Annotated in this window: 15 protein-coding genes and 4 pseudogenes; 4 read left to right on the top strand and 15 right to left on the bottom strand. The window is 64.2% G+C overall.

Annotation, left to right across the window (positions count from 1 at the left end):
- Positions 1–12: 12 nt before the first annotated feature.
- From DV532_RS10435 to DV532_RS10395, 9 genes are all read right to left on the bottom strand, one after another.
- On the bottom strand, positions 13–1,620 hold the full coding sequence (locus tag DV532_RS10435; protein ID WP_056800806.1) for a 5-guanidino-2-oxopentanoate decarboxylase: 1,608 nt from the start codon (positions 1,618–1,620) through the stop codon (positions 13–15).
- A complete protein-coding gene (locus DV532_RS10430) occupies positions 1,613–3,730 on the bottom strand; it encodes an acetate--CoA ligase family protein (RefSeq protein ID WP_056800804.1) in 2,118 nt (705 codons plus the stop codon). The genes DV532_RS10435 and DV532_RS10430 overlap by 8 nt, the downstream gene beginning before the upstream one ends.
- Positions 3,731–3,747: 17 nt before the next feature.
- The gene (locus tag DV532_RS10425; protein WP_056800802.1) at positions 3,748–4,908 is read right to left on the bottom strand and encodes an acyl-CoA dehydrogenase family protein; all 1,161 of its coding nucleotides are present in this window, start codon (positions 4,906–4,908) and stop codon (positions 3,748–3,750) included.
- Positions 4,909–4,935: 27 nt separating this feature from the next.
- Entirely contained in the window at positions 4,936–5,730 is a 795-nt protein-coding gene (locus DV532_RS10420; protein WP_056800800.1) for an enoyl-CoA hydratase/isomerase family protein, read from the bottom strand.
- A 228-nt stretch (positions 5,731–5,958) separates the two neighbouring features.
- The gene (locus DV532_RS10415; protein ID WP_056800798.1) at positions 5,959–7,365 is read right to left on the bottom strand and encodes an amino acid permease; all 1,407 of its coding nucleotides are present in this window, start codon (positions 7,363–7,365) and stop codon (positions 5,959–5,961) included.
- 187 nt (positions 7,366–7,552) lie between these two features.
- On the bottom strand, positions 7,553–9,805 hold the full coding sequence (locus DV532_RS10410) for a hybrid sensor histidine kinase/response regulator (protein ID WP_056800795.1): 2,253 nt from the start codon (positions 9,803–9,805) through the stop codon (positions 7,553–7,555).
- Positions 9,802–10,578 carry an ABC transporter substrate-binding protein gene (locus DV532_RS10405; protein ID WP_056800793.1) on the bottom strand — a complete coding sequence of 259 codons (777 nt, stop codon included), beginning with the start codon at positions 10,576–10,578 and terminating at the stop codon, positions 9,802–9,804. The genes DV532_RS10410 and DV532_RS10405 overlap by 4 nt, the downstream gene beginning before the upstream one ends.
- Complete coding sequence (locus tag DV532_RS10400) at positions 10,575–11,291, bottom strand: response regulator (RefSeq protein ID WP_056800791.1); 717 nt, start codon at positions 11,289–11,291, stop codon at positions 10,575–10,577. The genes DV532_RS10405 and DV532_RS10400 overlap by 4 nt, the downstream gene beginning before the upstream one ends.
- 75 nt (positions 11,292–11,366) lie before the next feature.
- On the bottom strand, positions 11,367–12,011 hold the full coding sequence (locus tag DV532_RS10395; protein WP_056800789.1) for a TetR family transcriptional regulator C-terminal domain-containing protein: 645 nt from the start codon (positions 12,009–12,011) through the stop codon (positions 11,367–11,369).
- Between the two features lie 118 nt (positions 12,012–12,129).
- Between DV532_RS10395 and DV532_RS10390 the strand changes: the two genes are divergently transcribed.
- Positions 12,130–12,876 carry an enoyl-CoA hydratase gene (locus DV532_RS10390; protein ID WP_056800787.1) on the top strand — a complete coding sequence of 249 codons (747 nt, stop codon included), beginning with the start codon at positions 12,130–12,132 and terminating at the stop codon, positions 12,874–12,876.
- A gap of 26 nt (positions 12,877–12,902) precedes the next feature.
- On the opposite strand, the gene DV532_RS10385 is transcribed toward DV532_RS10390, so the two are convergent.
- The 5 genes and pseudogenes from DV532_RS10385 to tssA all read right to left on the bottom strand — a co-directional run bounded on the left by DV532_RS10385 (position 12,903) and on the right by tssA (position 22,246).
- Entirely contained in the window at positions 12,903–13,958 is a 1,056-nt protein-coding gene (locus DV532_RS10385) for a lipocalin-like domain-containing protein (RefSeq protein WP_056800785.1), read from the bottom strand.
- Positions 13,948–16,410: an ABC transporter permease gene (locus DV532_RS10380; RefSeq protein WP_056800783.1), complete on the bottom strand. Its 2,463-nt coding sequence runs from the start codon at positions 16,408–16,410 to the stop codon at positions 13,948–13,950. The genes DV532_RS10385 and DV532_RS10380 overlap by 11 nt, the downstream gene beginning before the upstream one ends.
- Positions 16,407–17,075, bottom strand: coding sequence for an ABC transporter ATP-binding protein (locus DV532_RS10375; protein ID WP_056800781.1), 669 nt, complete (start codon positions 17,073–17,075; stop codon positions 16,407–16,409). Before DV532_RS10375 ends, DV532_RS10380 begins: the two co-directional genes overlap by 4 nt.
- A gap of 103 nt (positions 17,076–17,178) precedes the next feature.
- Positions 17,179–20,787 (bottom strand): type VI secretion system membrane subunit TssM, encoded by a 3,609-nt coding sequence (gene tssM / locus DV532_RS10370; RefSeq protein ID WP_056800780.1) that lies wholly within the window; start codon positions 20,785–20,787, stop codon positions 17,179–17,181.
- Positions 20,784–22,246 (bottom strand): annotated as a pseudogene (gene tssA, locus DV532_RS10365) (type VI secretion system protein TssA). The gene tssM and the pseudogene tssA overlap by 4 nt, the downstream one beginning before the upstream one ends.
- Here tssA and DV532_RS10360 point away from each other — a divergent pair.
- The 3 genes and pseudogenes from DV532_RS10360 to DV532_RS31195 all read left to right on the top strand — a co-directional run.
- Positions 22,223–22,855: pseudogene (locus DV532_RS10360) on the top strand (type VI secretion system baseplate subunit TssF); the annotation flags it as partial. The pseudogenes tssA and DV532_RS10360 sit on opposite strands and share 24 nt — an antisense overlap.
- Positions 22,819–22,962, top strand: a pseudogene (locus DV532_RS10355) (type VI secretion system baseplate subunit TssG); the annotation flags it as partial. The pseudogenes DV532_RS10360 and DV532_RS10355, both read left to right, overlap by 37 nt.
- On the top strand, positions 22,936–23,136 hold the full coding sequence (locus DV532_RS31195; RefSeq protein ID WP_372339998.1) for a hypothetical protein: 201 nt from the start codon (positions 22,936–22,938) through the stop codon (positions 23,134–23,136). The pseudogene DV532_RS10355 and the gene DV532_RS31195, both read left to right, overlap by 27 nt.
- On the opposite strand, the pseudogene DV532_RS10345 reads toward DV532_RS31195, so the two are convergent.
- Positions 23,124–23,855: pseudogene (locus DV532_RS10345) on the bottom strand (LysR substrate-binding domain-containing protein); the annotation flags it as partial. The gene DV532_RS31195 and the pseudogene DV532_RS10345 overlap by 13 nt on opposite strands.
- Between the last annotated feature and the right edge of the window lie 17 nt (positions 23,856–23,872).

The following is a 23,872-nucleotide window of genomic DNA, read 5'->3' as shown; positions in this document are numbered from 1 at the left end:
GGTGTGTGCGGCTTAGCAGACGCAGGTGTGTTTGAGTTCGATGAAGGTCACGCCAGGTGTGGCGAAACCGCAGGCCAGGTCGGCCTGCAGCGCGTCCAGGTCACGCGGCTGATGCACCGCACAGCCAAAGGCGCGGGCCAGGCCGATGAAGTCTGGGTTGCGCGGCAGCACGCCCACCGGCTCGATGTGCAGGCCGAGCATATCGTCGCGGATCTGGCCGAGGGCGTCATTGTTCCACAGCAATACCACCAGCGGCCGGTCCAGCTCTTCGACTGCGGTGGCCAGCTCCTGGGCGGTGTACAGGAAACCGCCATCGCCGACCAGCACCAGCCCTGGGCGGTGATCGGTGGCGAACATGCCGCCGATGCCGGCCGGCAGGCCGTAGCCGAGGGTGCCGTAGCCGGTGGGGTGCAGCCAACTGCGCGGCGCCCGGCTAGCGAAGGCGTAGTTGCCGGTGTAGGCCAGTTGGGTCATGTCGCTACTGATGAAGGCGTCGTCCGGGAGCACGGCGCCAATGCGGTCAAGAATGGCCTGGTGGATAGCCTGCAACGGTGCATGCCCAGTGCGGATAGCCTGGCGCAGGTTGGCCACCGCTGCGCTGGCTTGGGCCGGGTCACGATTGAGTTCTGGCAGGTCCTCGAGCAACGCGGCCAGTGTGTGTTGGGCATCACCGTGCAAGGCAACGGCGCAGGGGTAGACGTCGTTGAACTTGCGCGGGTCAATGTCCACCCGCAGCAGCTCACCATTGACCGGCAGGCGCTCGCGCCAGAAGTCGGTGTCGGCCATTTCAGTACCCACGGCCAGCACCACGTCGGCCTGGCTGATCAGCTGCCAACCGGGCTCGACGCACAGGCTGGAACCGGCATTGAGGGGGGCATCCGCTGGCAGCAGGCCCTTACCGGCCACGCTGGTGAACAGCGGCGCTGCCAGGCGGGTGCTCAGTTGCTGCAACTGCGCAGCTGCGTGCAATGCCCCACCACCGGCAATGATCATCGGCCGCTTGGCGGCGGCCAGCTTCAAGGCCGCCTGATCAAGGCTAGTGCGGCACGGCAGCCCCCGCCCTGGGCGGCGGACCACCTCAGCGCTCCAGTCACGGCTCACCGGCGCAGCCAACACGTCCAACGGCACCGAGATGTGCACCGGGCGCGGCCGTTCGCTGTCGAATACCGCCCAGGCGCGGGCAAGCAGTTCGGGCAGGTCGTCGCCGCGCAGGGCGACGGCGGAGAACGCGGTGATCGGCGCGGTCATGGCGCGCTGGTCCTGGGTTTCGTGCAGGCAGCCCCAGCCCTTGCCCAGGCTGGCGGTGTGGTTGACGCTGGAAATCACCAGCATCGGGATGGAGTCGGCGTAGGCCTGGCCGATGGCGGTGGCGACATTGGTCACGCCCGGCCCGGTAATGACGAAGCACACCCCCGGTTTGCCGCTAACCCGGGCATAACCGTCGGCCATGAAGCCGGCGCCCTGCTCATGGCGGGTCAGCACATGGCGGATGCCGCTGCCCGGCAGGCCGCGGTACAGCTCCAGGGTGTGCACCCCGGGGATACCGAATACCGTGTCCACGCCGTAGTGGGCCAACAACCGCACCAGCGCCTGGCCGGCGGTCAAGGTCAGGTCATGCATGTCGTTCTCCTTGCGCTTGGCCGAGACGGATCAAAGCGTCGACCGCGGTGGTGCTATGGGCACCGACCATCAATGGGTTCACATCCAGTTCCAGCAGGTGCCCGGCGTTTTCACAGGCGTAGTCAGCCACCGCGCGAATGGCCGCGACCACTGCGTCCAGGTCAGCGGCCGGGCGACCACGGAAGCCTTGCAGCAGGCTGGCACTGCGCAGGCTGAGCAGCGCAGTACGGATAGCGCTGTCGGTGGTGGGCAGCAGCAGGCTGACGCTGTCCTTGAGCAGCTCGACCAACACGCCCCCCGTGCCGATCACCAGGGCCAGGGCAAAGTTGTGCTCGCGCTTGATGCCAATGATCAGCTCGGCCAGCGGCGCTTCGGCCATCGGTTCAAGCAATACCTGGTCAAACGCCACATGCGGGGCGTAGCCGGCAATGCGCTGGCGCATCTGCACCAGGGCGCTTTCGAGGGCGGCGGCATCGCGCAGGTTCAGCGCCACCGCACCGGCTTCGGTCTTATGTGGCAGCTGCGCGCTGACCGCCTTCAGTACCAGTGGGTAGCCCACACGGGCGGCGTCTGCCACAGCACGCTCGGGCGTGCTCAATAGCCCGGCTGGCACCGGTAGGCCGAAGGCGCGCAGGGCTTGCTTGGATTGCCACTCGTCCAGCAGGCGGCCTTGGCCCTGCAAGGCCTGCGGGCACAGCGGTATCTGCGCGGCCTCGCCCTGCTCCAGCAGCCGCTGGCGCTGGCCCTGGTAGGCAACGATGCGCCCCCAGGCGGCCAGGCCATCTTCCACGCCCTGCAACGCGGCGATGCCACGGGCGTGCAAGCGCGTGCGCGCGCAGGCCGGCAACAGCTCCGGGAACGCCGAGGTGACAAAGCCGACCTTGCCATGGCGCTCCAGCGCATCGCAGTACAACGCCAGCAGCAGGTCGCATTCCTTGCGTTCGCCGGTGAACGCCGCCGGGTAGTCCAGCACCAGCATGGCCGCGCCAGCTGCACCGCTCAGGGTGCTGTCGAGCATGCGCCGCAGGGCTGCTTCATCGCCCCAGATGGCCGTGGTGAAGTCCAACGGGTTGACCAGGTTGGCATAGGCCGGCAGTACTTCGGCCAGTGCCGCCACCTGCTGTGGCTCAAGCTTGGGCAAGTTGAGTTGGTTGCGCTCGGCATAGTCGGCGATCAGCCCAGCATCGCCACCCGAACAGGCCAGTGCGATCAACTCGCCGTCCACCGGCAAGCGGCCACAGGCGGCGGCCTTGAGGGTTTCGACGAAGCTCACCGGGCCACTGACGCGGACCACGCCCAGGCGCTGGAACAGGCTGTCGTACAAGGCGTCGGCGCCAGACAGCGAGCTGGTGTGGCTGAGCGCCAGTTCGGCACCGATCTGCGATACGCCGGTCTTCAAAGCAATGATCGGCGTGCCCTGCTGCAACGCCTTGTAGGCGGCACGGGCGAAGCCCGGCACGTTCTTCAAGCCTTCCAGGTGCAGGCCGATGGCGGTAACCCGTGGGTCATCGAGCAGCACGTCCATCAGTTCGGCCACGCCCAGTTGCGCCTGGTTGCCAACTGAGGCCATGTAGGCCACTGGCAGCGAGCGGTCGCTCATGGACAGGTTGTAGGCGAAGTTGCCGCTCTGGGTGAGGATCGCCACGCCCTTCTCCACCGCCTGGCCGCCATGCGCCACCGGCCACAGCGCGGCACCGTGCAGGTAGTCGAGCAGGCCGTAGCAATTGGGGCCGAGCAAGGCCATGTCGCCTGCTGCATCGAGCAGGCGCTGTTGCAGCAGGCGCCCTTCCTCACCGCTTTCGGCAAAGCCTGAGGCATAGCAGATGGCGCCACCGGCGCCGCGTGCGGCCAGCTCGGCCACGCACTGCAAGGTCAGCTCACGGTTGGTGGCGATGAACACCGCGTCCGGGGCACAGGGCAAGTCGGCCACACGCGCCACGCAGGGGATGCCTTCCAGGCTTGCATGCTGTGGGTTGACCAGCCACAGCTGGCCTGCAAAGCCACCTTCGGCGCAGCGCTTGAGCGCCCGCGCCATGCTACGCCCACCCACGAAAGCCAGGTGCCGCGGCGCCAGCAGGCGCTTGAGGTTGGGACGAATCGAATGCGACATGGGTGTTCTCCTGGCGCTCAGCGCAGCAGCGGGCGCAGCAGTTCGCGGGCGATGATGTGCCGCTGGATTTCCGAGGTGCCTTCCCAGATGCGTTCGATGCGCGCGTTGCGCCAGATGCGCTCGACCGGCCCTTCGTCCATCAGGCCCATGCCGCCAAAAATCTGCACGGTTTCATCGGCAACCTTGCCCAGCACTTCGCTGGCGAACAGCTTGGCCATGCCGGCCTCGCCGTCGGTCATGCTGCCCTGGTCCATCTTCCAGGCGGTGTGCAGGGTGAGCATTTCGGCGGCGCGAATCTGCGTGGCCATGTCGGCCAGTTTGAACGACACGCCCTGGTAGCTGCCGATGGCCTGGCCGAACTGCTTACGGTCGGCGGCCCACTGCAGCGCCAGATCCAGGGCGCGCTGAGCCTGGCCTACGCAGTTGGCGGCAACCATGACCCGGCCCGCGGTGAGCCAGGCGTTGGCCACCTCCCAGCCCTTGCCGACTTCGCCCAGCACCTTGCTGGCTGGCACCCGGCAGTCGTCGAAGAACAGCTCGTAGGTGTGGTAGCCACGGTTACTTACACACTTGGGGCCACGGCGGATGGTCATGCCCGGCGTACCGCGGTCGACCAGCAAGGCGGTAACTGCATTGCGCTTGCGACCGTTGTGCTCGTAGGTGTCGGTAACGGCGAAGACAATGGCGAAATCGGCGTGCCCGGCATGGCTGATGAAGTGCTTGCTGCCATTGATGACAAAGTCATCGCCCTGGCACACGGCACGGGTTTTGATGGCGTTGGCATCCGAACCAGCCCCCGGCTCGGTGAGCGCGAAGCAATCGATTTTCTCGCCCTGCATGCAGGGCAGCAGGTAGTCGTTGACCTGCTCGCCCTTGCAGGCCATGAGGATTTTCGACGGCCGCGCGACAAACACGTGCAGGGCCCAGGACACCTTGGACAATTCCCGCTCGATCAGCGCTTGGGACAGGTAGTCCAGGCCACCGCCACCGACCTCCTCGGGCATGTTGAAGGCATAGAACCCGGCGGCGATGGCCTTGCCGCGGATGTGCGCGGCCAGCTCCGGCGACACGGCATCGGCGCGGTCTACCGCCTCTTCATGGGGCAACAGCTCCTTGGCGACAAAGCTGCGTACCGCTTCCACCAACATTTCTTGTTCTTGGGTCAGCTGGAAATTCATCTGCGAAGGTCCTGGTGAGGGTGTCGGTTACTGACCGATGAAGCGGGGCGCGCGTCGTTGCATCGAGGCTTGCAGCGCTTCGGCGCCATCCTGGCTGCGGCCGCACAGCAGGCCCGCCTGGCGCTCGGCTTCGAGCTGTTCGGCCAGGGTGCGCCGGGCGCCGTCGCGGATCAGTTGCTTGGTCTGCGCATAGGCGAACGTCGGGCCGTTGGCCAGGCGCCCGGCCAGCTCGGCGGCTACGGCGGGCAGTTGCTCGTCGGCGCAGACTTCGCTAACCAGCCCGGCGGCCAGGGCGCGCTCGGCGCCCCACAGTTCATCGAGGAACAGCAGGCGCTTGGCTTGCTCGCTGCCGATCAGCCGTGGCAGGTGCCAGCTGGCGCCCGCGTCGGGGCTGTAGCCCATGCTGGTGTAGCCAGCTTTGAACCGCGCCGAGGCCGCAGCAATGCGCAGGTCGCAGCACAGGCTGAGGTCCATGCCAGCGCCCACGGCGGTGCCGTTGATGGCGGCGATAGTGGGTTTGTCGAGGCTGTGCAGGCGCAGCATCAAGGCGTGGGCGGTTTCGGTCCAGCCGTAGCTTTCCAGGGTGCCCTGGGCTTCGGCTGCCGCCCATTCGGCCAGGTCGGCACCGGCGCAAAAGCTACGGCCGCAGCCGGTCAGCACCAGCACGCGCACGACCGGGTCGCTGTTGCAGGTTTCCAGCAAGGCGTGCAGCTGTTCGAGGGTGGGGATGTCCAGCGCGTTACGCTGTGCGGGGCGATTGAGGGTGATCCAGGCAACGCCGGCTTCGACCTTGCTCAACAGTGACGACGACGGGGTGGTCATGGGGGCCTCGGTATTGTTGTGATGGTTTTGGAGGGCTTGATGTGGGAGATACTAAACAAGTGTTCAACACGGTGGGATGGGCTGTTACAACTTCGCACAACTCGGTTTTCGCTGTTACACAGCTGCCTTTCGCCATGGCATTTTCATTGCCTGTGAAATCGAGCGCCGCCCGCGCGGCACTCGATTTCACAGGCGACAAACATGCACCGACGAACAACCACCGCAGCATCAAACTCCAGGCACGCTCGGCGCCAAGGCCCCCTGCCGACGGCGGTTGACGAAGAAGTACGCCGCATAGCACAAGGCAATGAAACCAAAGCCCCAGTACAGTGATGGCCGCTGGGTTTCATCCAGCGCCAGGAACACGAACAGCGAACTGCACAGGGTGATGCACAACAGCGGCACCAGCGGGTACAGCGGCGCTTTGTACTTCAAGTCTTGCAGTTGCCCACCGCCATTCAGGTAGGCCTTGCGGAAGCGGTACTGCGCCAGGGCGATGACGATCCAGGTCACGGTGCCCGACATGCCACTCACCGCCATCAGCACCATGAACAGGGTGTCAGCGGCAATGAAGCTGGTCATGAGCGAGACCAGCGCAAAACACAGGGTGATGCTCAGCGCCCGCAGCGGCACGCCGCGCTTGCTCAGCTGTGACAGGCTTTTCGGCGCCATGCCAGTTTTCGACATAGCCCAGAGGATGCGCGTAGAGGCATACAGCCCAGAGTTGCCCACCGACAGGATGGCGGTAAGGATGACGAAGTTCATCAGGTCGGCAGCAAAGGGGATGCCGACCATGTCGAACACTTGCACGAATGGGCTTTCCATCAACCCGGCCTGCTCGTAGGGCACGATGGCCGACAGCACGGCAATCGCCAGCACATAGAAGATCAGCACGCGGAACACCACGTTGCGCACCGCCCGTGGGATGCTCTTTTCCGGGTGCTCGGTCTCGCCAGCCGCTACCCCCATGATCTCGCAGCCCTGGAAGGCATAGACCACCGTCATCATCACCGCGAACACCGCCGACAGGCCGTGAGGGAACAGCGACTCGCCCACCAGGTTGTCCAGCATCGGTGCCGGTGCCCCGCTGCTCAGCGGGATGGCGCCGAAGATCACCAGCACGCCGATGATGATGAAGCCGACGATGGTCGCCACCTTGATGCCCGAGAACCAGTATTCGGCCTCGCCGAAGGCGCGTGTAGCCAGGGCGTTGAGGCCAAACAGCACGACCACGAACAGCGCCGACCAGTACCAGATCGGCACGTCCGGGAACCAGCGGGTCATCAGCATGCCGGCAGCGGTGAACTCCAGGCCCACCGTGGTGGCCCAGCTCATCCAGTACACCCAGCCGATCATGAAGCCGGTGGCCGGGCCGATGAACTTGGTGGCGTGGGCCTGGAACGAACCGGATACCGGCATCTGCACCGACAGCTCACCCAGGCAGACCATCACCAGGTACATCAGCAAACCCGCCACCAAGTAGGCCAGGATCGCACCGACCGGCCCGCCCTGGTTGATGGTCACGCCCGAGCCCATGAACAGCCCGGTGCCGATTACCCCGCCCAGCGACAGCATGAAGATGTGCCGGCTTTTCAGGGCGCGGGTGAGTTGGATTTTCTCGTGGTTGTCAGTCATGGCGCACCTCGCCATTGCGGCCGGTGCAGTGAACGAGGGGCTGAGTGCTAGGGCATGTCATTATTGTTGTCTCCAATAAGCCTCATGGACCGCGTGCAACACGGTTGCCAGGGATTATTGGAAACGGATGTAAGGTGCCGTTGTACGAACCGATCGAAGATGTAAAAAGTCGTAAGTTTTTTGTACGTCAGCTCTGGATCAACTGTTCCAGAGTTGTGCGGGCCTGGCCAAGCTGGGCGGCCAGCGGCCCGTCGAGTGCTTGCAACGCCTGCGCGTCATGCTGCAGGGCCGCCTCCTCCAAACGGCGCAACAACGCAGCCAGCCCAGAAAAGCCCAGGGAATCGCAACTGCCGGCAAGGCGGTGAGCCAGGTGCAGCACTTCGGTAAAGTCCTGGGCCGGCAGCGCCTCGGCCAGCGCCACGGCGTGCTGTTCCAGTGACTGGCGCAGCACCTTCAGCAGCCCCTGCAGCTTCTGCTCGCCCAACAGCGAGCGGTGGGTACCCAGCAGTGACCAATCCATATTCGCGTCAGCCCCAACCACCTCGCTGGGCGCCGCGGCGGCCAGCGCCCGACGCAAGGTGTCCAGGCGCAGGGGTTTGGCCAGCACCCCCTGCATGCCGGCGTCCAGGTAACCCTGCACTTGCCCAGGTTGAACACCGGCGGTCAGTGCCAACACCCGGCAGTGGCGGTTTGGCCCTGGCGTGGCACGCAGCTGCCGGCACATTTCCACCCCGCTCATGCCGGGCAGTTGCACGTCGAGCAGAATCAGGTCGTAACGCTGCTGGGCGCAGGCCTGCAAAGCCTGCTTGGCGTCTTCGGCAAAGCTCACCCGGTGGCCATCGCGCCGCAGCAGCCCACCCGCCACCTCGCGGTTCAGTGCCACGTCCTCGACCACCAGGATATCCAGGCAAGCCAAAGCCGAAGGCGCTAGCGAACTGCCCAGCACTTGCTGCCCGCGGGCTATGTCCAGTTCGAACCAGAAGCAACTGCCCTGCCCTTGCACGCTGTCCAGGCCAATGCAGCCCCCCAGGTTTTCCACCAGGTGCTTGCAGATCGCCAGGCCCAGGCCGGTGCCGCCGTAGCGCCGGGCCACCGCCTCGCTGGCCTGGACGAAGCGGTCGAAGATCCGCGCCTGCACAGCGGGCTCGATGCCGATGCCATTGTCACTGACCGACAGCCGCAGGCGCTGCGAGCCCTGGTCACTGGCCAGCACCTGCACCGCCAGCCGCACCTGGCCATGCTCGGTGAACTTGATGGCATTGGCCAGCAGGTTGCTCAACACCTGGCGCAGGTACTGTTCGGCGCCGTGCTGGTATTCGGCCAAATGCGCGTCGATGTCCAGTTGCAGCGTGTCGCCGTTGGCCCGGGCCATGGGTTCGAGCAGCGCCAGCACTTCCTGGCACAACTGGCGCAGCGAGAAAGCGACCAGCTCGGCGCGGCTTTCACCCTCCTCGAGGCGGGCGAAATACAACACTTCGTTGAGAATCGCCAACAGCCCCTCACCCGCCTTGTACAAGGCCTCGACGCGCTGGCGGTCAGCCGCCTCCAGTCGGCCGCCGCGCAGCAGCTCGGCCATGCCAAGAATGCCATTGAGTGGTGTGCGCAGCTCATGGCTCATGGTCGCCAGGAAGCGCGACTTGGCCAGGTTGGCGGCCTCGGCCTCATCCTTGGCCCGAGCCAGGCTGGCCGTGCGCCGTTCGACCATGGCTTGCAGTTCGTCGCGCTTGTCCTGCAGCACCAGGCGGTCGCGCTCGCGGCGCTCGATGTCACTGAGGATGGCCCGGCGCATGTCGTCCAGGGCGTGGGCCACGGTGTCGATTTCATCTGGGCGCGCCGAGCGACGGCGGCCCAGGCGCAGTGGCTCTTGCCAGTGGCCTGCAGCAATACGCCGGGCGAACTCGGCCATCACTTGCAAGTGGCGGGTGACCAGGCGGTAGAACAGCCCCGACAGCGCCACCGCCAGGCCGCACAGGAACACGCCCATCCACAGCAGGCTGGTAAGACCCGTGGCATACAGGCGCCGGTGCACCGCGCCGAGGTCGATGCTCACTTCCAGCTCGCCCAGGTGCCTGGCCGGCCCCGCGGGGGGTTGGTAATCGAGGGGGAAGCGTTCGATGCGCAGCGGCCCCTTGGGTTCGGCCTCACCGCGTAACAGCTGGAAATCATCGCTGACCAAGCGCACCCGGGCCACGTCAGAAAAATCCACCAGGCCGCGCAGTTGTGTATCCAGCTGCGCCTCGTCCAGGTCCCACAGGCTGCGCTCCAGGCTGGCCAAGTAGCCGGCGCGGATCAATGCCATGCGCGCTTCTATGTCGCGCATCTCGCGGCGGTACTCGAAGTACAGCTGCACCGAGCTGGCCAACACGGTAAAGCACAGGCTGAACAACACGATGAACAGCAGCAGGCGGCGCAGCAGGCCATCGGTGCGCAGGCGCATCATCGGGCGTCCACCGGCAGGTTGATCATGTCGCGGTAGGTCACCTCGCTCTGCTCCAGCCAGCGCTCGATTTCGCCGGCCTGGCTCATGCGCCGCAACTGCGCGTCGATTTCGTCCATGTGCTGGCTCAAGGGCGATTGCCGCGATACCGCAACCCGCAGGTAATCCACGCTCAGAGCGGTGGGCAATACGCGGATGTCTTGCGCCCCGGGCAAGTGTTCGATGAACAGCTGGCCGGTGCGCCGCTCCTGGATCACGTAGTCGATGCGCCCACGGATCAACTTGCCAAAGTTCTGCTGGCTGGAAGACACCCGTTCGATGTTTTGGTGGCGGGCGACGAAGCGGTCAAATTCGGCGCCATAGCTTTCGCCATACAATAGCCCGCCGCGGTAGCCGGCCAGGTCTTCCAGGCGCTGGAACTGCACAGGCCGAAGGCGGTTGTAGAACACCGCCACTTCCTCGCGCACCACCGCTACCGTGGAAAAACGCATGCGCTGGTCACGCTGATCGCTGTTGTAGGCAAGCACCACGTCCACCCGCCCGGCGGCGGCGTCCATCAGGCAGCGCTTCCAGTTACCCAGTACCACGGTGTGCACCGGGTAGCCCATACGCGCGAACAGCTCGCGCACCACGGTCGGCGCCAGGCCGCGCACCTGATGGCCATCGCTCCAGGAAATCGGCGGGTACACCGGGTAGTCGCAGTAGCGCACCGGCTCTGTGGCAGCGGCCTGTGCAGCAAGCAGCGACAGGACCACCCCCCAGGCACGGTGGCTCATGCCGCCACGCTGGCGGTGAACAGGTAGCCGGTGCCGTGGATGGTGATGATCAGTTGCGGCTCGGCCGGGTCGTCGTGCAGCTTGCGTCGCAGGCGACCGACCAGCACATCGATGGAGCGGTCGTTGGGCACCCATTCGCGGTTACGGATCTGGTCCATCAACTGGTCGCGGCTGAGGGTGTGGCCACTGTTGCGCAGGAACACGCTGAGCAACTGGAACTCACCGTGGGTCAGCAGGGTTTGCCCACCACGGGTGTCGATCAGGCGCCGGCGGTCGGTGTCCAGGGCCCAGTCGGCGAACTGTTTCAGGGATTGCGCGCAGGCCGGCGCCGGGTGTACCTCGCGGGCATGGCGCACGCGGCGGACCAGGTTTTTGGCGCGCGATACCAGTTCGCGGGGGTTGAGCGGTTTGATCACGTAGTCGTCGGCGCCGCATTCCAGGCCGACGATGCGGTCGATGTCGTCGTTGCGGCCAGTGATCAGGATGATGCCGACCTCTGAGCGCACCCGCAGCTCGCGGGTCAGGGTGAGGCCGTCCTTGCCGGGCAGGCGGATGTCCAGCAGCACCAGGTCGACATCCTGGCTGCCGAGCAGGGCTTCGGCCTTTTCGGCGGTGTCGGCGCAGTGCACCTCATAGCCTTCCTGGGACAGATAGGCCTGCAGCAAGTCACGAATAAGTGGATCGTCATCGACGATCAATACCCGAGCCGTCATTGCGTGTCGTCTCTTTTATTATTGGTGTTGTTGTACACACTCGCGACAGCAGCGTACTCGTTACTGAACAGGCGATCAACAGCCCTCCGGCAGGCTGAAGCGCCGCCGGCCACCGGCTTGCAGGCCGTCAACCCAAGCCTCGCAAATAACCACGCCCTGCTCGGGGGTGAAGGTGCCAGGGTTAAGCCCCGACTCCAGCCATAAGCCGTCGAGCAGGGCACTCAGGCTGATCGCCGCGAGGTCGGCATCGAAGCCCTGCCAGCCCTCCTCGCCGGCCAGCGTGGCCAGCAGCCCACTCAGTTCATTGCGGTACTCGCCGTAGGAGTGGTCATGCACCTGGTTGATCGCCTCGGCGGTCTTCATCGCGCCCCAGAACGCCAGCCAAGCGTCGAGTAATTGCGGGTCGAGCAGCTCGGCACAGAACGAGGCACGAAAGAACGCCGACAACCGCTCACGGGCATTCGGCGCGGCCTGGGCCATGGCTTCGCGCAGCAGGCCCATCACCCGGCCGGTGACGGCCATGTAGGCTTCGGCCACCAGTTCGTCCTTGCCAGCGTAGTGGTGGCTGATCAGCCCTACCGAGACGCCGGCCTCAGCTGAGATCTTGCGGATCGAAGCCCCCTGAAACCCATGGCGCTTGAGGCACACCAGGGTCGCTTCGACCAGGTTGGCTTTGCGCAATTCCGGCAGCATGCGGTGGTAGCGGGCTTCCTGGCTCATCGGGCGGGTCTCGTGGCTGGCGGGCTGGCTGAACGACTGTACAACAAGCAGAACAGCGTGATAAACCCTAAACACCAACGCCCAGCCGGGCCCGCCCACAACAACAAAAGCGCCCGCCATGACCGAGCTGATCACACGTGAGCAGGACCAAGGCCTGCTGACCCTGGCTTTCAACCGCCCCGACAAACTCAACGCCTTGAACACTGCCATGTACCAGCAATTGGGCGACCTGCTGTTGGCGGCGGGAGAAGACCCTGATGTCGAAGCGATCATCATCACCGGCGGCCCACGCTGTTTCAGTGCCGGCAACGACCTGCGCGACTTCCTCGACAACCCACCCAGCGACCTGGACAGCCCGGTGTTCCGCCTGATGCGGGTGGTAATGGGCCTGGACAAACCGCTGATCGCTGCCGTCAGTGGCGCGGCGATCGGCATCGGGGCCACCTTGTTGCTGCATTGCGACCAGGTGCTGGTCAGCCGCTCGACCAAGTTGCGCATGCCATTCGCGCCGTTGGGTGTGTGCCCAGAATTTGGCTCCAGCCTGTTGCTGCCACGCCTGCTTGGCCAGGCCCGGGCGGCTCGCCTGCTGCTGGCAAACGAGTTGCTCGATGGCGAACAGCTGGTGGCCTGGGGGCTGGCCAATGAGCTGCATGAGGACGGTGAACAGTGCCTGGCAGCAGCCCGGCAGTTGGCGCGGCGGCTGCAAGGTTACCCGCAAGCGGCACTGCGCCTGAGCAAGCGGCTGCTCAAGGACAGCCAGCGGCGAGAGCTGGAGGCAACGGTGGCGCGGGAAAGCCAGTTGTTCATCGAGTGCTTGCATACCGAAGAAGCGCGGGCAGTATTGCGGGCGCTTATCAAGGATTGAATCGGCTATTGCCGGGATAGGAGGTGCTAATAGCCGGTCATTTCCAGATACCCGCGCCCCCCCGCGCTGCCGGTCAAACGCACCGGCCCTTCCCAATACGGCACCCGCGTGTCCATCCAGGCCTGCGGCTGCAGCGCCTCGATCTGTACATCCACGCCCTGCCCCGGCACCTGCACCCGCCATCGCGTTGGCACCTGCTTGCCGTTCTTCTGCCGCGACCAAGCCTGTGCCTGTAGCTGAACCTGCGCGCCCTGCAGCGCCACCACCTCACCCCACGGGCCAACCCAGGTGCCGGCGCGATAGGCCTGCCCCTGCGCCTCGCGCACCTGGAACAGCATCAGCTTGGCGCCACTGTCCAGGTGCAGCGAAAACCAATCCCAACCCGTTTGCCCGGCAGCCAGCGGCTGGCTGCTCCATTCCCGGTCCAGCCAGGCCAGGCCGCTGACCGCAATGCACTGGCCGCCCTGCTGCACTTCCCCGCGCACCCGATAGAACGGCTGGCTGTAATAGTACGAAGCCTGCCCCTTGCCAGATTTTTCGCTGTAGCCGTGCTCCCCGTGCAGCACCAAGGGCCGATCGCTGCGCAGTTGCAAGTCATAGCGAAAACCTGCACCCGCGGCGATCATCTGCAGGCGGTCAATGCCAACCCTGCCCTGCAACGACCAGTCATTGATCCAGGCGCGGAACGGCTGGGCCTGCACACCGGCCTGGCCGATACCACCGCGTGCCAGGGTTTCTGCAGACTGATGACCGCCCGGGCCTGTCAGCGCTGCGTGCCCCATCCATAGGTTCGGGCTGTTCCAACTGGCTGTTTCCGAGCCTGGGCGCAGGGCCGAGCGGAACAGCGTCCACTGCGCGCCCCAGTCTCGCCCCTGGGCATCCTTGAGGTTGGCGGTGACGTACCACCATTCGATGCGAAAACCATCGTGGGCGCCATGGTCGCGTGGGAATGCCAGGCGCTGATCGCGGCTCACCTGGCTGAATTCACCCGCCTGCCGGCCAAGCCCGGCATAGCTTTGCTCGGCAGGCTGATCACAGCCGCCCAGCACCCCACACAGCAACAGCCACGCGCTACGCTTCATCGGCAAACGGCCTCAACAGTTCGTGCGGCTGACGACGCGCCAGTTGCCACAGTGGCCAGGCGCTAGCCAACACGCTGGTGAGCATGCCCAGCACGGCCAACTGCAGCAGTTGCGCGGGGAACACGTAGAGCGGCAAACGCCAACCGAATGCCTGCACGTTCACCACCGCGACCAGGCTCCAGGCCAGCACGATACCCAGCGGGATCGCCAGTAGCACGGTAAGGCTGCTGAGCAGCAGTGTCTGCCCAAGGCTTAGCCAGGCCAGGTGCGTGCGCCGCACGCCGAGCGCCCACAGCGGCGCCAACTGGCCCAGGCGGGTCTGGCCCAGGGTCAGCAGATTGATGAACAGCGCCACGCCGGCCACGCCAAGGGTGAGGCTGTTGAGCGCAGCGGTGGCGGCGAAGGTACGGTTGAACACGTCGGTCGACCAGCGCTTGAGCCGCGCCTGTTCCACCACGCGGCTGGCGTCCAGAGCAAAGCGCTGTTGCAAGGCTGCCCTGAGCGCCGACACCTGGCCGGCTGCCAGATCGACACTCAAGCCGGTCAAGGTTGCCTGCGGCCAGTGCCCACGTAGCCAGTCGGCGTTGACCAGCACGTGCCCTTTGGGGTTGCCGTAATCGGCGTAGATCGCCACCACGGTCTGGACTGTAGCGGGCGTTGCGGGCAGCACCAAGTTATCGCCCAGTTGCAGTTTCAGGCGCCGGGCCAGTTGCTCACTGAGCATCACGGCCTGCCCTCTCGCCAGTTGCCCCCAGGCGTTTGGCTGCTGCGCGAGCAAGGGCCAACGCTTGAGATAGACGGGGCTATCGACAATGCCCTGAAGCTGCACCGGCAAGCCCTGCAATTGCGTTTCCACACGCCAGCCCGGCAGTACCCCACGCACTGAAGGTTGCCGCACGAGCCATTCGGCTATCTGCAAGCCTTGGGCGCTGTCGCGTGGGGTGACATACAGGTCGGCCGACAGGCGCAGGTCAAGCCAGCCGACAAAGGTCTTGCGAAAGCCCTCGGTCATGCTGCCCACCCCGACACTGGCGGCCAGCGCCAGCAACAAGGCCATCAACGCCAGGCTCAGGGCGGGCAACTGCTGACGGCTGTCGGCGACGAACCACTGTGATAATGGCCGCCGGCTATAACGCGCCAGGCTCGCCAGCACCCCGTCGAGCAAGGTGGGGAGCAGCAACGCCGCCGCCAGCAGCAAACTTGCCAACAAGGCGAACGCGCTGGGCAGGCTGTTACCCAGCACGCCACACCCCACGGCCAGCACCAGCAACAGGCCGGCCAGCAAAGCCTGACGCCGCAACCACGGGCCCTGCGCCAAGCGCCAAGCCTGAGGTTGCGCCAGCGCCAGCAACGGCAACCGGGCCGCACGCAGTACGCTGCTCAAACCTGCCAGCAACGCCCCCAGTACGCTCACTAACACGCCCACCAGCCACCACCACGCAGGCAGGTTCAGCGTGCCCGCGACCTGGGCGCCATACAGGCCGCGCAAGCTGGCGGCCACGTCGGGCAACAGCCACGCGGCCAGCCCATAACCACTGGCCACGCCCGCCAGCCCACCCAGTACCGCGAACAGGCCCAGTTCCAGTACCAGGGCACATAACAGGGTGTTTCGGCTGATGCCACAGGCGCGCAGGTTGCGGATCAGGCCGCGCCGCTGCTCCAGTGCCAAGCCAATTGCAGCATGGGCGATGAACAGGCCGACAACAAAGGCCAACAGGCCGAGGGCGGTCAGGTTGAGGTGAAAACTATCGGTCAACCGCTGCAAGCCGCCATCGTCCTGCCGGGGTTGCAGCTCAAGATAGGGTGCGATAGCCGCAGGCAACGGCCCCGTCGTAGCGGCGAGCAACAAGCGCGATAACTGCCCAGGTGCATGCAGCAGCGCCTGAGCGTGGCCGATATCCACCACCATCACCCCCGGTGCCAACCCCGGCTGCAGGAGCAAGGGCGGCAGCAGCTGCCCTTCGCTGTCGCGGAGGGCCTGCCCGGGGTTCGCGCCCAGCTGACGCAAGGTATCTGGCCCAACCCAGGCTTGCCCGGGGGTGCCGATGAAAGCTTGCAAGTCGAACGTTTGCGGCTGCACACCGGCAATGCTGCTGGCGGGCGGCAGGCTCAGCGGCTCGATGCCGATCAAGCGCAGGCTACGTACGGGCTCGCCAGGCAAACGCAAGCGCCCTTCCAGCACCGGCGTCACCGCCCAGCCCAAGCTGCGCAGTTGCAGGTACAGCGCCTGCTCGAACCGCTCACCTTTGCGCGGCACCAGCTGCGCCTGTAAAGGCCCGGCCAGCACCGCGCTGGCTCGGGCATAGTCGCTACGTGCCTGGCTGTTCAGTGCCTGCACACCGGTCCACAGCGCCGTGGCCAGCCACAGGCCGGTAAAGATACTGACGAACTGCACGCGATGGCGCCGCCAGTGGCTGAGCAGCGCAAGCAGGGCCAACGCTAATAGCCTCATCCGCTTGGCCCCAGGCGCACACGGCCGGCCTGTAGGTGGCAGCGCTGCTGCAAACGTACCGCCAGCCGGGGGCTGTGGGTCACCATCAGCAGGCCGCTACCTACTTCGGCCACCAACTGCAGCAGCAGCTTCAGCACTTCGTCGCTGCTGGCTTCGTCAAGGCTGCCGGTGGGTTCGTCGGCCAGCAGCCAGGCCGGCCGCCCGGCCAGGGCGCGGCCGATGGCAACCCGCTGCTGCTGGCCGCCGGACAGTTGCTCCGGGTAACGCGCCAGCACATCCGCCAAGCCCAGGTGCTGCGCCAGGTAAGCCACCCAGTGCGGGTCGTGGCGAGCGGCCAGCCTGGCCTGGAACGCCAGGTTGGCGGCCACGTCCAGGCTGCTGATCAGGTTGTACTGCTGGAACACCAGGCCTATGCCTGTTCGCCGCCACAACGCCAACGAGGCCTCGGAGCGGTTGTCTAGCGGGGTGTCGTCGATCAGGATGCGGCCACTGTCGGCGCGGTCCAGGCCCGCCACCAGATGCAGCAAGGTGCTCTTGCCACTGCCCGATTCGCCCATCAGCGCCAGGCTGCTGCCGCGTGCCAGGCGCAGGTCGACACCCTGCAGCACGGGGAGCGGGCCCTGGGGGGTGGGGAATGACTTGTGCAGTTGTTCGATGACCAGCATCGATCGGCCTTGATGGGTTCACGTGTCCTCTTAGGCATAGCAGGTTCAGGGCGATGCCCGTGCACAGTCGTCGCTTTCTTCACTAAGGGAATCTGCAGCCCCCTTACAAGCCGGCCTGCGTTATGGGCCCCGGCTTAGGCGTCTGCTGTAACAACCCTCGTGGCAACCGGAAACCTTTGAAAGGCTCTTGCGTGATGGGGTTGAACGCCTTCTCCGCGCTGAGCCGATAGCGCATCACGCCATCGCCGGCCCTGAAACTCAGGTCCACGCTGGTCGCCGTGCGGCCGTTGAGTGAGCCACGGCTGAGCAAGCGGAACATCGACCACGGGCCGCGGTACTCAAGCTTGCTGCTGTTACCGTTCTGCCTGAGCAAGGTCAGGTTGCTGCGCACCTGCTGCCCCAAGGTATTCGGCCAAACGATGCCGGTGATCTGGCGCGGGCCATGGGTGTAGGAAATCAGCTGGCCGTCCAGGTCTAGCAAGCTTGTGCGCTGGTTGGTACTCAACCCTAACGGCTCGATGCTGAACTGCACACTCAGGCTGCCGCGCTGATCGAAGAAAGTCTCACGTATGCGGTCTGCCCGCTCGAGTTGTTCAAGCACATCACTGCGGATCAGTGATTGCCCCTGCTGGCCGGCCTGCAGGGCTTCGAGGTTATCCTTCAGAAAGACTTTCAGGTACTGATCATGGAACTGCTGCAGCCTCCCCTTGGGCCCGAAGAATGCCTCGAAGTCATCCAGCGAGGCGTCGGGCGCCTTCACGACAAAGGGGTAGCGCCCTGCCAGGCGCTGCTGGAAGAAGCTGTACACTTCGGCGTCCCAGCGTCGCTCCAACTCACGCAGGGCTTCGACATTCAGCACTTGTGCTGTTTGATCGGCAACCTTCCTGACCTGGTGGTTGATCGGTTCCGGTAAGCCAGTGGCCACGCGCTGCAGGGTGCTGATCGGGTCATGCCCAGTCATCGAGAACCGCTGATGCACAGCCTGTAACGCAGCCTTGCCTCGGTCGGGGCTGTCCTGCACTGCCTTGGCATAGTCGTGCACGGCCTCGATGGCGCCAAGGGTCTCATCGTAGTAACTGGGTTTCTCACCGGTTGCCTGCAGCATGGCACTCAGCCCGGCAAAGGCCCGCTGAATAGCCCAGGCCTGCTGTTGTTCAGGCTTGCTGATTACCGGTCGCAGCGCGTCAGCCTCCCCGGGTGCCGCAGCGACCATGGCTGATGAAAGCGAGGTATTGTCCCTCACCGTGTCCAATAGCCGGTGCAGGGGCGCCGCTGGGCCGGTCAACTGCTGCAGGATCGCAACCCCATGATCCAGGTCGCGGAAGTCAGCCACCGAGAAGGCAGTCAAGGCACGGCGCCAACTATCAATGAAATCGGCGCTGTACAAGTTGCGTAGCCGCTCACCCAGCGCCTCCCGGTCGGCATCCGAGTAATCGAGCTGGCCGCGCTCGCCCAGTGCCCACTGGTCGATCATCGCCATATCCGCAAACCGCTGGCTGCGGGGCTCGAAGAACTCTTTGAAGCCTTTGGCGGTGAGCATGGGCGCTAGCAGGACTTCATCGCCATGCCTGGCACCGGGAGACGACTGATACACCACATCGAACGCTGGCCCGACCTGATGACGCAGGTCCAAGCCAGTGTGCAACTGTTCCCCTGCCTGCTGTTTCAGGCTCGCATAGACCCGCTCTGGCAAAGGTACCTTGCGCAGCACCTGCTGCACCTCGGCGATACGCTGGCTGTACTGGGGAAGATCGGCATCGGCATAGGCCAAGGCATACTTCAGGTGTCGCATGAGGTCGCTTTGCAGTTGCCCCTGTCCGGGGTACTTCTGTTGCCACTGCTGGGCCATCCAGCCCTCGACCCACTCGGGCCGGCGGCTCTGACGGTCCTCCAGCATGCGGTAAACACGCAGAGCAGCCATTTGCTGTTCGCTGCCGGGCGGCGCGGCGTCCATGGCATCGATCACTCCACTGGCCAAGGCCGGCAAGAAACGCTTGGAAAGCAAGCTTAGGTAGGCTTCATCGACGCGAGGGCCGATCGCGCGGCCCTGATACAAGCCCAGCTCGGAAACACCCGGCCACGCAGCACGGTAGTTGCCAAACACCGACACGGCATCGCGGATCTGGTCCAGCGGCTCCAGCAGGTTACGCCCGGTGGCGTCCAGGCGCTGGTCCACTTCGTGATGGCTGTACTCTCTGCTCTTGGCAAGCACGTTGCCGGCCTTGGCGCTATTGATGTCAAAGTAGCGCTGCCAACTGGCGATGGCGACACAGAAGGCCAGCCCGCCTACTGCAGAACCCACCCAGAGCAACCGACGTTTACTGCGCGCTACCTTGATGTTGTCCCCGGCAAGGCCGGCTTCCTGGTAGATGACCCGCCTGAAGGCGTGCTGGATGAAGTAGACCAGCGCCTGCCCTTGCGCCTTGCCTTCACGCAGCGGCAACTCAGTCTTGTATGGCTGTGCCGCTTCACGCACGAACGTATTGAGCATGTCGCCCTGCTGCACGACCGAAGACCAGTAAATGCCGCGTACCAAGGCAGGGGTGGTGAAACGGTCACTGGCGAGGGCGTCTTTCAAAAAGCTCAGCAGTATCGGGCGCAAGCCGATCAGTTGAGCATGCAGTGTGAACAGACGCGAGCACGGTGCTGCCCCGTTCAATACGTCGAGCCGGTCCACCACCTGTTCAAACAGTTCTTTGGTCAACCGACGGTAGTGATCATCGTATTCCGCCAGACAGGCGTCGAACGTACCGAGCGCATCCAGCTTGAACGTGAAACCCAGTATCTTTTCCCGCGTGGCGGCGGGAAGCCCGCCGTACAGCTGATCGAAACCGTCCAGCAGATCGAACTTGGTCAGCACCACGTACAATGGAAGCCGCGAGCCCAACTGACTACTCACCTCATACAACCGTGTGCGCAAGACGTGCGCCAACGCAACGCGTTGTTCAGGCGTACCCTGGAGCAGTGCAGGCAGATCGACCAACAGCAAGAGGCCGTTGAGGGCTCTCTGGCTTCGGTTCCGCACCAGCCAGCCCAGCATGTGGTCCCACAACCTGGCCGAGGCTGCTGGTGGTGCTTTCGACGCGTCTGACGCCTCGGCTGGTGAACCTGCCAACGATGCCTGACGGATGAAAGCGCCAGGGGGGTCGATGATCACTGCGTCGTTGCTGACCCACCAGCCTATCGGGTAGGCCAGTGCTTGTGCTGGCCGGCCTCGGGCTTGTGCTTTGTCGATACGGGTCAGGGAAAAATTTTGCTCGGTGCGGTCGATGAAGCTGGTCTTGCCGGCCTGTTGGTCGCCCATCACCAAGTACCAGGGCAGTCGGTACAAGGCGCGTCGGCCACCCGCGTTATCCAGATAGCGAGCTAGCCCTTGGTTCAGGGCTTTCTCTTGTGCCTGGACGAAGGGCAATACGCTATCCAGCTCGGCAGCCAGCGCCTGCTTGCGTTCTGCCTGCAGGCGACGAAAACGCCTGCGCAGCACCACGAGCCAGCAGAGCAGCGGTATCAATACAAGCATCAGGCTGGCCAAACCTCGATGCGCCACGCTAGCCAGCGGCTGCTGCTCGCGCCAGGTCCATTGTGGGCCAAGCCACCAGATTGCAACCAGCATCAGTACGGCACCCAGCCCGAGCAGCAGCGGCATGGCCAGACCGATACGGGTCACCAGGGGCAAGCCCCAACGTTTAAGGTGCTTCCACAGTTGATTCATCGTGACTCCCGTTTCTTGTTCCGATCAGCCCGTGATGGACAGTGCACGCGTGCTGCTGAAGGCGTTGAAACACCTCAGGCTCCCAGGCGCTGGCGGTGGTTTCCTGCATCGTTCGGGCAACGCCTGCGCACAAGTCCTGGGCCAGCCAGGACACGCCCCGAGCGGCCAGCAGATCAGCAGCGATCACGGTGGTATGGCAGCGTTCACGCAAACTACGGAAGTCCGCTTGCATGCCCTGCAGCCTGAGCAATACCGCCTCTACGCCGCTGGTTTCCAGTTGGCTGGCCAGCGCTTCTCGCAAAGTGGCGAATTCTTGGGAGGCTGCGTCTGCATCGGCGTGCCCTTGCGCCCCTCTGAGCCACGCCAGACATTGGTCGTCGACAAATACCTTGCCGTCGCTGAAGCACAACTGCTGCAGCGCAGGCATGCGCTGCACGAACCGTGCGGTCGCAGCGCGAATGGCCTCAGCCACCTCGCCCATCGCCAGCCGCGTGGCGGCGCTCGCGGCCAGAAAGCTGCCGCGCATCCAGAAGGGACAAGCCGTCACGCTCTTTTCGATCCGCTGGAGCAAGGCCGCGTCAATTGCAGTGCTGGCAAGGGCATCCTCATAGTCCCCAGCGATATCCTGCGGCACCGCCATCAACTCTGTGCGGTTGCCTTGCTTGGTTTGAGGCGCCGCCTGAATGTGCGCCCACAAGCCGAACCGACGCAGTTGGTAGCCTGTAGGGTCGTAGGGGTCCTGCTGGTTGATCAGCTCGGCCATGGTCAGGATCGCTCTTCGTGATTCACGCTCGTTGCCTAACGACACACGGGGCATTGGCGTAGCGATGACCTCGGCCAGTGGCACAGGCTTGATGCCTTTGGCGGGAGACGTGTGCGTGGCGGTCTCGATGAGGCCGTTGGCAAGCTCCGTGTGTGTTCGTAGCAGGCGCTCCAGCTCGCTCAGGACCGCGTCATCGAGCTGCGCTGCATCCCGCTGCCGTTGCAGGCATTTCAGCGCGCCCTGAGCCGCCGCCGCGTGAGCGGGGCTGAACGTGTAGCGATCCAGACGCGGCAAGGTCTCGAGCAAACGGTTGAGCGTCAGGGCAACCAGCTTGCGCTTACCGAGGAACCCCTTGGGGCCCGGTTTCGGATATGCGTTTTCCCAATAGCCTTCGACCATGCCGGCCAGCAGCGCCAAGGCAAAACCCCATCGTTCCCAGCATCGGCTACGCAACCAAGCGGCACTCAGGTGCGCGACAATGCGCAAGTGCTTGCACTGCTGCCCCAGGTACTGGCAGGACGCTTCTTCGATGTACGCCCAGTCGATGGAAGGCTCCTGCAGCCCGCCCAGCTTGACCAGCTCTTGGTCAATGGCCTGGTAGGTTTCGTCCTCAACGTCAAACAGCCCAGCAGGGTTGTGTGTGTCGATGGGGGCAAGCAACCGGGCAATTTCCTGTACGGTGATGGCGTCAGCCACCGCATCGCATTTGTACGCGCAGACGCCAACGCTTACATCGGCGAACTGGAAACAGCGTCCATCGACCTGACCTGCACCAACCGCGACTTGCCGCTGGCATTGGCCGTGGATGACATCAATGTGATTTGCGAGTTCACGCCGCCCCTGGCCACCTACACCAACATCTGTGCGCCGACCCGCCCCTATCGGCCGGTACTGGACGGCCAGTTGCAGTGGGCCTTGATCTCCAACATGTCGCTCAACTACCTGTCGCTGCTCTCAGCCGAGCCGCTGAAAGCGGTTATTCGCGCTTATGACTTCGCAGCCTTGCGCGACATCCAGCAAACGCGCACCACCCGCAAGCGCCTCGATGGCATCCGGGGTGTTCAAACAGAACCTCTGGATTGGCTGATCAAGGGCCAGCCCATTCGCGGTTTGCGAACGCGGCTGAAGCTGGATCAAAGCGCCTTCCTCTGTGAAGGCGACCTGTACCTGTTCGGCTGCGTACTCGCGCACTTCTTCGCCCTGTACGCCAGCATCAATTCCTTCCACCAACTGGAAGTGATCAACACCACCAACAACGAGCACTACACATGGCCAATCCAGACCGGCAAGCAACCGCTGATCTAGCCGACAAGCTGCTGGCTGACGCGCACCAGTACAACTTCTTCCAGTTGCTGGAGCGCCTGCACGGCTTGCACGGAGATGACCTGGAACCCCGCTGGCCAGACCCGGCCATCCACGCCCAGAAGGACCAAAACACGCAGGTCAATCACAACCAGTCGCTCACCGTTGGTGTGGACCGCAACCAACACATCGGCCAGGACGAAGCCATCGCCATCGGCCGTAACCGCCTGCGCGTTGTTAAAGCCAACGACACCTTGAAAGTCGGCGGCGGTAATCCCCGGTGATTTAGCGCCCACTGCAGCACGATTTCGCCGTTATTGGAGGAAAGCCGCCCATTGACCCGAACGGTTTCTTCTTTCTGGGACTTGAGCAGCTTCCATACACCGTAAGGGTTGTTTCTCTCCTTCAGTACCAGGCAATCATGGTCTGCCAAATCACTAAGCTTCTCCGGGGTACCTCGCTGCGCGAGATATTCCGGCGTGGCACAGATCACTCGTTTATTGGCAACGAGTAGTCGACTGATATGGTTTTCTGGAATATCGTCACCAACTCTTATCTCCAAGTCAAATCCTTCACCTACGATATCCACTACCCTGTCAAACACATCAAGCTTAACTTCGAGGTCAGGATATGCACTCGACAGTTCAGCAACCGCTGGAGCCACATAATTCCGGCCAAAACCGAAGCTGCTACAGATGTGCAATAAGCCTCTAGGGGCTTTTCGCACCTGGCTCAAATCGCCCATAAACTCGTCAAGGTTATCCAAGATACGAACCGCCCATTGCTGAGCTCGGACACCGGAATCAGTGAGCGCGATTTTGCGAGGGCTGCGGTGAAGAAGCCGCGTCCCAAGTGTCTCCTCCAAAATTTTAATGCGCTTGGTCACATATGCCGGCGATTGGTCAAGCTCCAGGGCTGCGCCTGAGAAGCTCCCTACACGAATCACCGTGAGGAAAACCCGAAGGTCATCGGGTAGCGGTGTTACTTCATGATTCGTGTTCATAGCGTGCATAGAATGGC

Source organism: Pseudomonas sp. Leaf58 (assembly GCF_003627215.1).
Taxonomy (GTDB): Bacteria; Pseudomonadota; Gammaproteobacteria; order Pseudomonadales; family Pseudomonadaceae; genus Aquipseudomonas.
This window is presented reverse-complemented; position numbering and strand designations above follow the sequence as displayed.